The organism is Mesorhizobium sanjuanii (assembly GCF_002529485.1).
GTDB lineage: Bacteria > Pseudomonadota > Alphaproteobacteria > Rhizobiales > Rhizobiaceae > Mesorhizobium > Mesorhizobium sanjuanii.
On the sequence record NZ_NWQG01000104.1, the window covers coordinates 14277 to 27499 of the forward strand.

Consider the following 13223-nt stretch of genomic DNA (forward strand, 5'->3'; position numbering starts at 1 on the left):
TGTCATCAATGGCGTTAGAACTTCTTCACTTCGATATGATGCCGGCGCAAAGCATAGCCGACCTGCCGCGGCGTGAGACCGAGGAAACGAGCCGCCTTGGCCTGGACCCAGCCGGCTTTCTCCATCGCATCGATCAGTCGGTCGCGTTCCGTCAGACGCTGGTTCATTGCTGGGCAAGCTGGATGGTTGGGATCGCAGGTCTCGCCGGGCGATGCCTCATTCTGGGAGGGGCCGACTCGCATGGCAGGCAGCGGCGATCCAACCGGCATCATATTGCCACGTGCGAACTCGTCGACGGCATAGGCTCCGTGCGAACGGCCGTCTCCTTTCCACAGAAGCGAAGACAGGCACTGGCTGTTCTGGCAGGCGAAATCCGACGCAGTTATTGTCATTGAACGCGCAAGTGTGGCCGTCCGTCGCACACAATTCTCCAACTCACGCACGTTGCCAGGGAAATAGCATTGCGAGATCAGGTCAAGCGCCGACGGCGTGAAGGCAAGATCGCGATGGTTCTCCTTGTTGAATCTATCGAGGAGAGCTTTGGCAAGGCGTGGAATATCGCCCGGCCGCTCTCTGAGGGGAGGCAAGACTATTGGCACCACATTGATGCGGTAATAAAGGTCGGCCCTGAACTCTCCATTCCGGACAGCCGTCTCGAGGTCCTTGTTGGTGGCGCATATGAGCCGCACGTCAACCTTTAGGGTCCTTGTGCCGCCCACTCGCTCCAGTTCTCCTTCCTGCAAGACGCGCAACAGCTTGGCTTGAAAGGCAGGCGAAATCTCGCCGATTTCATCAAGCAGCAGGGTTCCGCCATTCGCCAATTCGAACCGGCCGGCGCGCTGCAGGATAGCTCCGGTGAAGGCGCCCTTCTCGTGGCCAAAGAGCTCCGATTCCAAGACGCTTTCGGGCAGTGCGGCGCAGTTCAATTTGACGAAGGATTTCTCCCTCCGATGTGAAAGCCTATGGATGGCCTGTGCAAAGAACTCCTTGCCGGTACCGCTTTCGCCTCGCAGAAGCACGGTGGAATTGGTCCTGGCCACGACCGAGACGATCTCCAGCACTTGCTTGAGTGCGGGACTTTCTCCGATGATTCCGTCGACCTTGACATGCGGATGTCGGGCCGGATGGGTCCTGTCCTCGTCGAGCGATTGCTCTGGTCTCGATTGCTTCTCGATAAGTCGCTGACCAGCTGTGCTCAAAGTGCGATGCAGGCGAATGGTCCGGCCGACCAGATTGGCGACCATGGCCAGGAAACGTAAGTCCTCCTCGTAACGGAACTCGGTGGTACCGTTCCTGACCCGGTCGATCGACAGCGTCCCGAAGATCTTTTCCTCAGCCTTTAGCGGGACACCGATAAACGCAGTTGCGATCGTGCCGCTGGTCGATTGAGGATCAGCCTGAAACAGCTCCGACGTGCTTGTGTCTTGTATGACGATCGGCACTCCAGTAGCGACGATTTTGTCTATTACGGCCTGGGGTATGACACTGCCGATGGCTGACTGAGGCACAGCGCCGCCGGTAGTTGCGCTAATCTGCGGCTCTCCTTCAGCGTCCAGGACGACGATTGCGCCATGACGCATTTGCACAAACGAGGAGAGGATATTCGCGACATTGGCAAGCGTAATCTCCAGCCGGGTCGGGGCAGTCAGAATCTTCGATATCTCGTAGATTCCCCTGAGCAAGCTGTCCGCATTGCGCGCCGCTTCGACCGCAGGTTCAGGCGGGGTGTTCCGAGATACAATTTCACCGACCTGATCTGGAAGCATGTGAGCCATGCAAACACCTCAAGGGTTGTCCAAGGTGCTCCTCCCAACCCCTTTTTTGTATTTCGAGTTCCAGAAACATAGTATTTTCAGCTTTTCGGGCAATTTTGAACGATATTGGCGGTCTTGACCGCAATTGCGAGCCTCTCGTTTCTCGCTCTTTGCGGCAGTTATCCAAACTTGAAGAGAACGCCAAAGCCGCCGCGCGGGTAGTTCCATACGATCTCACCGCTGGCCTCGCACAGCACGCGACAGGTGCCGCATTCCATGCAGCCGTCGGAAGTCGTCTCCACCTGTCCCTTGTCGTTCAACTCATAGCACTTGGCCGGGCAGATGTGTGTCAGCGCGAGCAGGTTCGCGCTCGGCCTCTCGTGCGGTCGCACTTTGATATGCGGGCGGCCCGGATCGACCAGATAGCGATTCTGATAAAGCTTCTCCTCGACACGTAACTTCGTCACGGCCATCGTCATCCTGTTTCTCCTTCAGCGCCACGCGAGTGCCAGGCGGACCACATCGCTGATCAGCCCCCAGCGCGAACGCGCCTTGATGAAGGCAGCAGTGGTCGCCTTTTCCTTCTCGATTTTCGGGGTGCCGTCGACCCGCATGAAGTTCTGCGCGGCCTGCGACATCAACTGCGGGTAAGTCATGAAGAAATTGCGGGAATTGGTGTGTATCAGGGCCGGCATGTCCTTATATTTCATCAGGTCTTTGACTACGAAGGACTTGTCCAGCATGGTCTTGTAGAGGGCGAGGTTCCTCCTGATCATCGGCTGGTTGCGGCCCTTGATCTCAATGATTGCCTCGCCCGCGATGCGACCGGAAGTCATGGCGAGGTTCGAACCCTCGCGGTGAATAGCGTTGTTCAGTTGTGCGGCATCACCGACCGCCACCCAACCGTCGCCGAAGAGCTGCGGAATTGCCTTGTAGCCACCTTCGGGAATGAGATGCGCGGAATACTCCTTGACTTCCGAGCCCGCGATCAGCGGCCGGATCGAAGGATGGTTTTTGAAGGCGTCGAGGAGGACGTAAGGGCTCTCCATTGTCTGGGCGAAATCGGAGACGAGGCAGCCGATGCCGAGAGAGATCGACTCCTTGTTGGTGTAGAGGAAGGCCAGTCCGGCCATGCTGCGGGAAATCGTGCCCGCCGCTTCGATCACGCAGCCTTCGTCGCCCTGGAGGCCGAACCGCTGCTCAATGACCTCATCGGGTAGGAAATGCATTTCCTTGACAGCGAGCGCCACGCTTTCTGGCTTCGGCATCTTGCGCAGGCCGGCCCGTGTACCGAGCAGTCCGTTGACACCTTCTGCGAGCACGACGACGTCCGCGTAGATCGGCCCGCCAGCCCGGTCGGTGCGCACGCCGATCACCTTGCCGCTGGCACTGCGGACAAGTTCGGTCACCGTCGTCTCGCACAGCACCGTCGCGCCGGTCTGGCGCACCATGCGCGAAAACCACTTGTCGAATTGGGCGCGGATGATCGTGTAGCGATTGGGCTTCGCCTCGTTGAAATCGTCCGATCGATACTGCATCCCGGTGTGGGAGGTGTCGTCCATCACCCAGAATCGCTGCTCGACCAGATGCCGCTCGAGAGGCGCATCATTCCGAAAATCTGGAATGATTTGCTCCAACATGTCGGCGTACATGATGGCGCCCTGGACATTCTTGGAGCCCGGATACTCGCCGCGCTCCAACTGCAGCACCGACAGGCCCTGGCTTGCCATGGTGTAGGCGGCCGCGTTTCCGGACATACCGGCCCCGACGACGATGGCGTCGAATTCTTGCTCGATCATGGCCGTCTCCCTTAGCTCGCAAGCTTGTCGTGGCTGTGCGGCGACAGCCGCCGGGTGAAAGCTTCCGTCAATGCCGGCAGGAAACGGATTGCATCGGTGACGATGCCGAGGTGGGCAAAGTCGAAGATCGGGGCGTTCGGGTCGGTGTTGATGGCTACGATCAAATCAGCCCCCTCCACGCCAACCCGATGCTGAATGGCGCCGGAAATCCCGGCCGCTATGTAAAGCTTTGGCCGGATGGTCTTGCCCGTTTGGCCAACCTGCCGATCGGCCGGCATCCAGCCCTTCTGGACCAGCGGGCGCGAACAGCCATATTCGGCGCCGATTGCCCGCGCTAGATTCTTCACAAGCTGCAAATTCTCCGCTGAGCCGAGACCGAGGCCTCCGGCAACCACGATGTCGGCGTAGGCGAGATTTGCCTTTGCCGATTGGCGATCGAGGTTGAAGCCAAGGACTTTGGTGATGATCTCTTCCTCGGTCATTGACAGCTTGTGCCGGACGACACGCCCGACCGGCTTAGCCATCCGCGGTGGCATGGCCATAACCCTCGGTCGTACGGTGGCCATCTGCGGCCGGTAGTTGAGCGTATAGATCGTGCATAGCAAGGAACCGCCGAAAGTCGGACGGGTCGCGGCTAGCGAACCGTCGACATCTACATCGAGTTCGGTACAGTCGGCAGTGAGCCCTGTCAGCAAGGTCGTCGCTACTGAGCCAGCGAGATCCCTGCCGAGCGTGGTCGCACCGAGAAGCAGGATCTCCGGTTTGTGGGTATTGACCAGATCCGTCATCGCCTTGGTGAAAGGCTCGTTGCGATAGTCGGCAAGCAACGGTGCCTCGACGAGGTAGACAAGGTCGGCGCCGTAAGCGAAGGCCTCGGCAACGGCATGCTGCGTCGCGTCACCCGGCGGTCCAAGCACGATCCCCGCAAGCTGGATGCCTAGCTTGTCGGCGAGCTTGCGGCCTTCGCCAAGCAGTTCGAAGGACACGGGATGGACCTCGCCGCGTTCCAGTTCGATGAAAACCCAGACGTGCCGATAGTCCCTAAAGTGCTCAGGCAATTCCCTCTTGATGCCGGCACGGCCGGCGGAAGGAGGGGCTTCGCGGTTAGCGTTCGACATCATCTCTCCTTGCCGTCCCGTCACTGGCCGCCGTCGAAGGCGAGTTCGTGTTCCAGCGCTGGCTGGCGGGTAAAGATTGAGGCGATCAGTTCGTCAGCGAGGTCGTGCTGCGTCTTGTCGGTCATGTCGATCTGCGTCGCCTTTTCCGCCCGCGTGGTAGGGGCGAAAACGCGCTTGACGACCGTCGGCGAGCCGCGCAGGCCGCATTTGTTGAGGTCCTCAATGCCAGCTTCGGCCGCGCTCCATTTCACGATCTGGCCGCGCGCGGCGCGCATGGCGTCGTCGAGCGAGCCTCTGCGGATTTCGTTGGTGCCTTCCAGCATTGTGATGAGGCAAGGCAGCCTGCTTTTCAGCATCTGCGTACCGCCTTCCGAACGGCGCTTGACGGTGATCTCGCGCGCATCGACATCGATAGAGTCGATCTTCGCCACATAGGTGAACTGCAGGAGGCCGAGGCGCTTGGCGATGCCGGGCCCGACCTGGGCGGTATCGCCGTCAATCGTCTGCTTGCCGGCGAAGACGATGTCCGGCGCGCCGAAGGTCTCGCCAATTCTCACGATTGCCCGAGAAAGCGCGAAGGAGGTCGCCAGCGTGTCGGAGCCGGCAAAACAGCGGTCGGTCAAGAGTACCGCGCGGTCGGCGCCATAGGTGAGCGCCTTGCGCAGCGCATCTTCTGCCATCGGCGGACCCATCGTAAGCACGGTGACCTCGCCGCCATGGGCGTCGCGCAATCTCAGTGCCTCTTCGAGGGCGAACAGGTCGTAAGGGTTGATGATGGTCGGCACGCCCTGGCGCATGATCGTGTTCGTCACCGGGTGGACACGTATCTGCGCGGAGTCCGGCACCTGCTTGATACAGATTACAATGTGCATTGCGTCTTTCTCGGCTCCAATCCGCAAGCGGCCCTGGCGTTCATCTCCTTCGCAGCATCATTCGTGCCAACCGCTTTGCGTTGCTCTGTTTCCTTTTGACATGGGGTTGTCTTCTTCCGAAGGGTGCCGTCGTGATGACCGAGTTTGTCGGCTTTTCGACATTGTCGCGTCGCAATAGTGTCGCGTTCATTCTGTCCCGAACCGCCTCAGGATCGACTCGAACGGGACAAAGGTGTGGTCCCGAGTGGCCGGTTTGTCCGGATCGTGCTCTTTGAGCACCTTGAAGACCCGGTGGGTGAGTGGCGAGGATGTCGCGAAATCCTCATAGGCGCGTTCCAACGTCGCACGCGCCCGCGCGGCGATCACCCCGTCGGGAAGACCGGCGAAATCCTCTTCAGCGAGATATTGGCCCATGCGCTTCAGGATATGCAGCCGTGAGACATTGAGCACCTTCGGATCATAAGAGATGCCAAGGACTGCGAAGAACTCCTCCGCAGCCGACAGGCTCTTCAGCCGGGCGAGGATGTCGGTGACATCGATGGCGCGGCTTTCAGCGAAACAACTGCGCATTGCATTCTCCTGGGCCGGAAACGGTTGTCGGGTTTGCCTTGTCGCCCAGGCCTGGAATTGATTGAAGTCCTCTCGCCTGGCTGGCGAATGGGGAAAGCTCACGCAGCTTCTTAACGATCCCGGGCATGACCTCGAGCACCCGGTCGACGTCCTCCTCGCCGTTGTTGCGCGAAAAGGAGAAACGGATTGCGCCGTGTGCCGCGTTATTGGGGATATTCATCGCCACCAAGACGTGGCTCGGCTCCAGCGAGCCGCAGGCGCAAGCAGAGCCGGAGGAGCAGGCAATGCCCTCGCGATTGAGGAAATGCAGTATGCCCTCACCTTCGATATCTCCAAAGGCGATGTTTGCGGTATTCGGCAACCGCTTTAGCAAATCGCCGGCGACGAAGGCGTCTGGGATGCTTTGGAGAAGTTCCTTCTCCAGGCGGTCGCGCAACGCCTTTACCCGTGTGTTCGCGTCGTCCATGAATTTCAAGGCAAGATCGGCTGCCACGCCGAGACCGACGATGCCTGGCGTATTCTCCGTGCCGGCGCGGCGGTTGCCCTCCTGGCCTCCCCCCTTGATCAGCGGACAGAAGCGCACGCCGCGCTTTACATAAAGTGCGCCGACCCCTTTCGGTCCGTGTAATTTGTGACCGGAGAGAGACAGCATATCGATTGCCGTCGATTTCAAGTCGAGCGCAAGCTTGCCGACCGCTTGCACCGCGTCGGTATGAAAAAGGGCGCCGACTTCCTTGGCCAACTCAGCAAGCTCGACCACCGGGAAGATCGTTCCGGTCTCGTTGTTCGCCGACATGATCGAGACGATCGCCACGTGCGGGGTGAGGGCGGCCTTATAAGCGTCGAGGTCGAGCCGACCGTGGCGATCCACCGGGATCCTATGCACCTTGATGCCGCGCGTCTTCTCAAGGTGGGCGCAAAGCGTCAGCACGGCCGAATGCTCGACTGCGGAAGTCACGATCTCTGTGCGCTCAGGCATCACCTCGAGCGCCGAGAGGATCGCGGCGTTGTCGCTTTCCGTCCCGCCCGAGGTGAAGGTGATCTCGTCCTCGAACTCCGCTCCGATCAGCGTTTGCACCCGCAGGCGCGCCTTTCTCACCGCCGCCCCGGCGGAAGCGCCAAAATCGTGGCTCGACGAAGGGTTGCCGAATTGGTCGATAAAAAACGGCAGCATTGCTTGAACGACTTCAGGATCGACTCGTGTCGTTGCGTTGTTGTCCAGATAAACAGGTCTCATGGATGTGATCCTTCTCCTGAGCGCAATCACACAAGGCGCACGCCCGGTCTGTCATGATGATGATGATGGTTAGCCGAAGGAGTTGCCGCCGCCACATTCGGCCTGCGCGCTTCATGGCGCCGGCGCGGCAACCCGCCTCGACCTTGGTGCGCCAGCGTTGCGCCGGCCTCGGCCCCCGGCAAGCGCGGTTTTTAGGTCACGGCGTTTTCGGTGCGCTTGATCATGGACTGTCTCTCCTTCAGGCCGGACGCGTTCGCGAACAGCTACGCATGGATCGTGCCAAAGAAGGGAATCATTTCAAAACAACATGATGGCTCTAACACTGCTATGTCGCATTTCCGACATCGGCGGGAATTGTTCAACGCGGAACGCCGTTGAATCGGGCGGGCGTAGATTCCGCCTCGCGTGAGGAGCAGTCCTGTCGGGTTTGTCGAGTGCGCGACACGGCACTGTTACGCCCCCGTTGCCCTGCTGAGATCTCGTTTGTCATTGTAGAATATGCAGAAAATTCTTCTGAGCTTCTTTCTGAACCTTTGGCGCGGCTTTTGCGGTTCTCTCCTCGTAGGGCGCGTGCCCGCGGCCGATATTCATCTCGCGGGTGACATCGCGATCGATGGAACGAAGGAAAGAAAGCAACATGTCAGGTCCAGATCAGCCACCCGCATTCCGAGCGATGTTTTCGTCCTCACGCAGACCTTCCATTTCGGGTTTCTTGAGACCGAGCGGCCTGCTGCGCTCGTACAAAGCCACGCGGCGTTTTCACATCGATCTACGCGGCGCCGCCTTTCGCGACGTTTTCGCCTTCACCATGCGCCACTGGAGCAAGCAGCCGGTCCGGCTCGCGATCATTATGATCGCGGTGCTTGTCGCAACGCTCCTTGACGTTCTGACGCCGCTCTATTCCGGCCGGCTCGTAAACGCGGTCGCCCAAGGAGCGGCAGCCGACGCCGTCGTGTGGGATGCGGCTCTTGCGGCCTTTTCAATGTTGATTGCGCTCGCACTCGGCGCCGTCGTCATGCGCAACATCGCCTTCATTGCCGTCAATGACTTCATTCTGAAGATGATGTCGGACATCGCCAGCGACGCGTTCCATCGCGTCCAGCGCTTTTCGACCGATTGGCATGCGAAAACCTTCGCCGGCTCTACGGTGCGCAAGATCACGCGCGGCATGTGGGCGTTCTGCCTCCTTAACGACACGATCCTTCTTGCCTTGGTCCCGTCGCTCATCATGCTCGTAGGGTCGAGCGTTCTGCTCGGCTGGTATTGGCCGATGATGGGGCTGATCATCGCTTGCGGCTCGGTTGGCTATGTGGCGCTGATCATTGTCCTGTCGCTCGGCTATGTGGCGCCAGCCGCAAACCTCGCCAACAACTGGGATACGAGGCTTGGCGGCTCGCTTGCGGACGCGATCAGCTGTAACGCGGTGGTCAAAGGCTTCGGCGCCGAGGTGCGGGAAGATCATCGCTTCGCGAAAGTCATCTCCAAGTGGCGGCATCGGACCCTCCGGACCTGGGTGCGCGGGACGGTCAGTGCTGCATTCCAGGGGATCATGCTTCTTGCGCTGAGAGCGGCTTTGATCGGCTATGCCTTATTCTTGTGGTCGCGCGGCCAGGCTACCCCAGGTGACATCGCCTTGGTGCTCGGGTCTTTCACCGTCCTGTATGGCTACTTGCGTGATGTTTCCATACACGTGCGCAACATCCAGCGCTCTGTAAATGAGATGGAGGAACTGGTCCAAACCTACAGCCAGCCGCCCGACGTGGCCGATGTTCCGGGCGCCAAGCCGATCCGGATCACGAAGGGTCACATCGATTTTGAGAGCGTCCATTTCCACTACGGCAATCATTGGTCGCCCTTCTACAGCGACTTGTCGATTTCGATTGAGGCCGGCGCACGGGTCGGTCTGGTCGGTCCCTCTGGCTCCGGCAAGACCACCTTCGTCAAGCTCATCCAGCGGCTTTACGACCTGGATGCTGGACGAATCTTGATCGATGGGCAGGACATCTCGCGGGTGACGCAGGGCTCGCTGCGCTCCCAGATCGCGATCGTACAGCAGGAGCCCCTCCTGTTCCACCGCTCGCTGGCCGAGAACATAGCCTATGGGCGGCCGGGTGCTTCTCGGTCCGACGTCGAGCAGGCGGCGCGGCTCGCCAGCGCGCATGACTTCATTGCGCGCCTGCCGAACGGCTACGGTACGCTGGTCGGCGAACGCGGCGTGAAGCTCTCAGGCGGCGAGCGCCAGCGTGTGGCGATAGCGCGCGCCTTCCTCGCCGATGCCCCGATCCTCATTCTGGACGAGGCGACATCAAGCCTGGACTCGGAATCGGAGGTGCTGATCCAGAAGGCGATGGAGCGGCTCATGGTCGGGCGCACCACGCTCGTCATTGCGCACCGGCTCTCGACGGTGCGGGCACTCGACCGGCTGCTTGTCTTCGACCGTGGTTGCATCACCGAGCAGGGCGACCATGCCGCGCTGATCCGTCGCGACGGCATGTACCGCCGCCTGTTCGAGCGGCAGGCCTTGGAACTGACAAAGGGGTGGAATGAGACCAATGTGCAACACGGTTGAACGCGGCGTGAATTCAGCTTGCCTCCCCAGCAATCCTGTCGGGCCGTTCCTGAAAAGGCGGCCGCAACCTGTCGTCGGGCTTGTCCAATCCACGACACGCCTGGTGCCGGCCTGTCTTCCTGCCGCGCTCTTGAGCAAACCCATCAATGCGATGAAGACAACGTTTTATGAGCTGCGTCCTGCGTTCCCGGCACGGCGCTTGAGGCTTCCTCCTGAGGTGGCAGCCGCCGCGCGATCATTTAGATCCTGGTTGATGCGATCAATGGAGCGAAGGAAAGCAACGCGCCGGATCCACGCGAGATCCGCATTCTCTGGCATAGGGGCGTCGCCAAATCGACACCCTCACAATATGCGCTCACCGCCCGCGTCGACGTCGGGAACAAGATCTTGATTGTCGTCTGCGCTCAACCGCTCTTATGCCGAGCTCGAAGGATACGGACCTGCATCTCGCCGCGCGGGATTGCATAAGCTGGCTGCAGCGTCTCGCCTACGATCGGCATCACCGGTTCGGCTTCGAGACGTTCCGGAAACCCGCCGAGGCCGGCACGCCGGCGATGCGGTCGTGGCCATCGAAGCGCGTCCCGACATGGCGCGGGCGTAACGACCGGCTTGCGAGGAAGGGGATCATGTCAGACCTTGCGCTGTTGCAGAAGAAGGTCCGCAAGCTGCAGTCGCGCGCGGGAGCCGCCAAGATGGAATTGCACGACCTTGCCGAGGACCTTCCGGTCAACTGGACCGAGATCAAGGCGGTCGCCTGGAAAGCCTTCGAGGTTTTTTCCGAGTTGGATGCGGCAAAGGAAGAACTCGCGGCGTTGGAGAATTCACAATGACGGGCGCTTTCGTCACCCGCGACGGCTCTCCCTGGACGCCGCACTATCTGACGGCGATCGATGGCGCGACCTGCATCGGCTGCGGCCGCTGCTTCAAGGTCTGCTCGCGCGAGGTCATGCACCTTCATGGCGTCGATGACGCAGGCGAAATCCTCGGCATCTGCGCGGGCGAGGACGACGACTTCGACGGCGAGCTCAACCGCATGGTCATGATCGTCGACCATGCCGGCCGCTGCATCGGCTGCGGCGCCTGCGGCCGCGTCTGCCCGAAGAACTGCCAGACCCACCTTGCGGCCGACAAGCTTGCTGCATGAGCTGGGGACAAGACCAGCAGAACGGCGCCACATTCGCCCATCACCGTGGCTGTTTCAGCACCAGCCAATGGCCGCCGACAGACCAGGCGGCGGCGTTCGACCGGCATGTGCTTGCCTGTCTTTTCTACCTCGCGTTCGAGGAGGTCGAGGCCGGCAAGGCGACCGCGACCGAAGCAACCGGCCTTTCGCGTGCCGACCTGCGAGATGTCATGACACGCTATTTCCCGGCTGTTCCCGTCAACGCCTTCGCGCTGGAAAAGCTGACCGATCCCGAGCCGGATATGGAGGAAGGGCTTCTGCGCGGCTTGCTTATTGGGCATGCCAGGCCAGGCGATCCGGCGAGCACCCTCTTAGCCAAGATCATCGCCAGGCGCAGTTTGCGCAATGACCATCTGTGGCAGGACCTTGGCCTTTTCAATCGGGCCGAACTCAGCCGCTTAATGGCCAGGCATTTCCCGGCGCTGGCGGCCGGCAACACCAAAAACATGAAATGGAAGAAGTATTTCTATCGTAAGCTCTGCGAGGCTGAAGGCTTTTCGCTATGCACCGCGCCCAGTTGTCAGGAATGCGGCGATTTCGGAAGCTGTTTTGGCCCGGAGGAAGGCGAAAGCCACTTGGCACGGATCAAGAACGGGCTCGCTTAAGAGCCGCTTTCGTCGCCGCCGCCGCCCGGGCTTGATTGGCATCGAAGACGCACGCGCTTTTCCCGGCGACGTCGCGCGGAGGACGGGATGTTCAGCGCCTCACGATATTTCGCAACGGTGCGGCGAGCAATGTCGATCCCGGTTTCCTTGAGCCGGGTGGCGATGTCGTCGTCGGAAAGCACTTCGTTGGGCGATTCCACGGCAACCATCGCCTTGATTTGATGGCGGACAGCTTCGGCGGAGTACGCGTCGCCGCCTTCGGAGGAGCCGATCGCGACAGTGAAAAAATACTTCAGTTCGAACACGCCGCGCGGGGTCAGCATGTACTTGTTCGACGTTACCCGGCTTACCGTCGACTGGTGCACGTTGATCGCATCCGCGACAGTCCTGAGATTGAGAGGCCGCAGGTGGGCGACCCCATGTTCAAAAAAGGCGTCCTGCTGGCGGATGATTTCAGCCGCTACCTTGAGGATCGTCTTGGCGCGCTGATCAAGGCTGCGGATTAGCCAGTTCGCGTTTTGGAGGCATTCGTTGAGAAATGACTGATCTTTCGAATTTTGAGCGCTTAGGCGGGAGACCTGGGCAAAATAGTTTTGGTTCATCAGCAGCCTGGGCAGCGTGTCTGGATTGAGTTCGATTTGCCACCCACCTCCGGGAGAGGGCTGGACCAAGACGTCGGGAATGATCGATTCAGGCCCTCCGGACTGGAATCGGTTTCCGGGCTTGGGATCGAGCGCGCGGATTTCGTGCAACATGTCGAGAAGGTCGTCTTCATCGACACCGCAATGGCGTTTCAATGTTTGAAAATCGCGTCGCGCCAGCGCTTCAAGATTGGCGACCAGCGCTGCCATTGCCGGGTCGAACCTGTCTAGCTGCCGCAATTGTATCTCAAGGCATTCGCTGAGAGTTCGCGCAAAAATACCCGGTGGATCGAACTGCTGCAATGTTCCGAGAACCCGTTCCACCACAGCCTCCCGGACATTCAGGCTGCGGGCCAGTTCCGAAAGGTTCACCGGAAGGTATCCGGTGTCTTCCAGATGACCGGCAAGCTCGCCAGCTATTCGCCGCTCCAGCGGCGCGAATGCGCTGAGAGCGATCTGACGAGCGACATGGTCGTGCAATGTTTCGATGGACGTCCAGGAATCTTCGAACGCATGGTTTCCCCCCGGTTGGACATTGTTTTTGCCGCGGATTGATTTCCACTGCGAGGCCCGATCCGATATTCCGCCCGTGGTCGGCCCGATACGCGGGTTCCCGGCCGAAATCGACGGAATGTCCTTCGGCGCCCGGTTTGATGCCCGTTCCAGAAAGGGGTTCTTCTCGATTTCCTGCTCGACGAACTGATGCAGTTCGGGATGCGCCAGTTGCAACAGGCGAATGGATTCCATCATTTGCGGCGTCAAAACCAACGATTGCTTCTGACGCTGAAGCAGGCTTGCTGAGGACTCCATGGCTAGCGTGAAACTCCTACCGAGCGACCCTTCGCCTTGTGCAAGGGGACTTTCGAGACGTTGAC

14 protein-coding genes are annotated in these 13223 nt (G+C 60.1%); 4 read left to right on the forward strand and 10 right to left on the reverse strand.

The genetic code is table 11. From position 1 onward, the window contains the following. Nucleotides 1–14 precede the first annotated feature (14 nt). From nifA to CN311_RS32610, 8 genes are all read right to left on the reverse strand, one after another. Nucleotides 15–1775: a nif-specific transcriptional activator NifA gene (gene nifA / locus CN311_RS16825; RefSeq protein WP_097574887.1), complete on the reverse strand. Its 1761-nt coding sequence runs from the start codon at nucleotides 1773–1775 to the stop codon at nucleotides 15–17. 158 nt (nucleotides 1776–1933) lie between these two features. Further along, complete coding sequence (locus CN311_RS16830; RefSeq protein WP_006333856.1) at nucleotides 1934–2233, reverse strand: ferredoxin family protein; 300 nt, start codon at nucleotides 2231–2233, stop codon at nucleotides 1934–1936. A gap of 12 nt (nucleotides 2234–2245) precedes the next feature. Beyond that, nucleotides 2246–3553, reverse strand: a complete 1308-nt coding sequence (locus tag CN311_RS16835; RefSeq protein WP_097574888.1) for an NAD(P)/FAD-dependent oxidoreductase — start codon at nucleotides 3551–3553, stop codon at nucleotides 2246–2248. An 11-nt stretch (nucleotides 3554–3564) separates the two neighbouring features. Beyond that, the gene (locus tag CN311_RS16840; RefSeq protein WP_097574918.1) at nucleotides 3565–4671 is read right to left on the reverse strand and encodes an electron transfer flavoprotein subunit alpha/FixB family protein; all 1107 of its coding nucleotides are present in this window, start codon (nucleotides 4669–4671) and stop codon (nucleotides 3565–3567) included. A 20-nt stretch (nucleotides 4672–4691) separates the two neighbouring features. Further along, nucleotides 4692–5543: an electron transfer flavoprotein subunit beta/FixA family protein gene (locus tag CN311_RS16845; RefSeq protein WP_097574889.1), complete on the reverse strand. Its 852-nt coding sequence runs from the start codon at nucleotides 5541–5543 to the stop codon at nucleotides 4692–4694. A 186-nt stretch (nucleotides 5544–5729) separates the two neighbouring features. Continuing rightward, on the reverse strand, nucleotides 5730–6113 hold the full coding sequence (gene nifW, locus CN311_RS16850) for a nitrogenase stabilizing/protective protein NifW (RefSeq protein ID WP_027056555.1): 384 nt from the start codon (nucleotides 6111–6113) through the stop codon (nucleotides 5730–5732). Next, nucleotides 6094–7350 (reverse strand): cysteine desulfurase NifS, encoded by a 1257-nt coding sequence (gene nifS, locus CN311_RS16855; protein WP_097574890.1) that lies wholly within the window; start codon nucleotides 7348–7350, stop codon nucleotides 6094–6096. Before nifS ends, nifW begins: the two co-directional genes overlap by 20 nt. A 486-nt stretch (nucleotides 7351–7836) precedes the next feature. Next, a complete protein-coding gene (locus CN311_RS32610) occupies nucleotides 7837–7989 on the reverse strand; it encodes a hypothetical protein (protein ID WP_165779729.1) in 153 nt (50 codons plus the stop codon). 34 nt (nucleotides 7990–8023) lie between these two features. Here CN311_RS32610 and CN311_RS16860 point away from each other — a divergent pair, with 34 nt between their 5' ends. Next, nucleotides 8024–9919 carry an ABC transporter ATP-binding protein gene (locus CN311_RS16860; RefSeq protein ID WP_245440851.1) on the forward strand — a complete coding sequence of 632 codons (1896 nt, stop codon included), beginning with the start codon at nucleotides 8024–8026 and terminating at the stop codon, nucleotides 9917–9919. A 499-nt stretch (nucleotides 9920–10418) separates the two neighbouring features. On the opposite strand, the gene CN311_RS33660 is transcribed toward CN311_RS16860, so the two are convergent. Continuing rightward, complete coding sequence (locus tag CN311_RS33660) at nucleotides 10419–10547, reverse strand: hypothetical protein (RefSeq protein WP_280954039.1); 129 nt, start codon at nucleotides 10545–10547, stop codon at nucleotides 10419–10421. On the opposite strand from CN311_RS33660, the gene CN311_RS16865 reads away from it, so the two are divergent. Genes CN311_RS16865 through CN311_RS16875 form a run of 3 tightly spaced genes read left to right on the forward strand, consistent with a single transcriptional unit; the run spans nucleotide 10546 to nucleotide 11707 of the window. Beyond that, on the forward strand, nucleotides 10546–10749 hold the full coding sequence (locus tag CN311_RS16865) for a CCE_0567 family metalloprotein (protein ID WP_097574920.1): 204 nt from the start codon (nucleotides 10546–10548) through the stop codon (nucleotides 10747–10749). The genes CN311_RS33660 and CN311_RS16865 overlap by 2 nt on opposite strands. Continuing rightward, complete coding sequence (gene fdxB / locus CN311_RS16870) at nucleotides 10746–11063, forward strand: ferredoxin III, nif-specific (protein ID WP_006333844.1); 318 nt, start codon at nucleotides 10746–10748, stop codon at nucleotides 11061–11063. The genes CN311_RS16865 and fdxB overlap by 4 nt, the downstream gene beginning before the upstream one ends. Beyond that, nucleotides 11060–11707 carry a nitrogen fixation protein NifQ gene (locus tag CN311_RS16875; protein WP_097574891.1) on the forward strand — a complete coding sequence of 216 codons (648 nt, stop codon included), beginning with the start codon at nucleotides 11060–11062 and terminating at the stop codon, nucleotides 11705–11707. Before fdxB ends, CN311_RS16875 begins: the two co-directional genes overlap by 4 nt. Here CN311_RS16875 and rpoN read toward each other — a convergent pair. After that, complete coding sequence (gene rpoN, locus CN311_RS16880; RefSeq protein WP_097574892.1) at nucleotides 11704–13158, reverse strand: RNA polymerase factor sigma-54; 1455 nt, start codon at nucleotides 13156–13158, stop codon at nucleotides 11704–11706. The genes CN311_RS16875 and rpoN overlap by 4 nt on opposite strands. Between the last annotated feature and the right edge of the window lie 65 nt (nucleotides 13159–13223).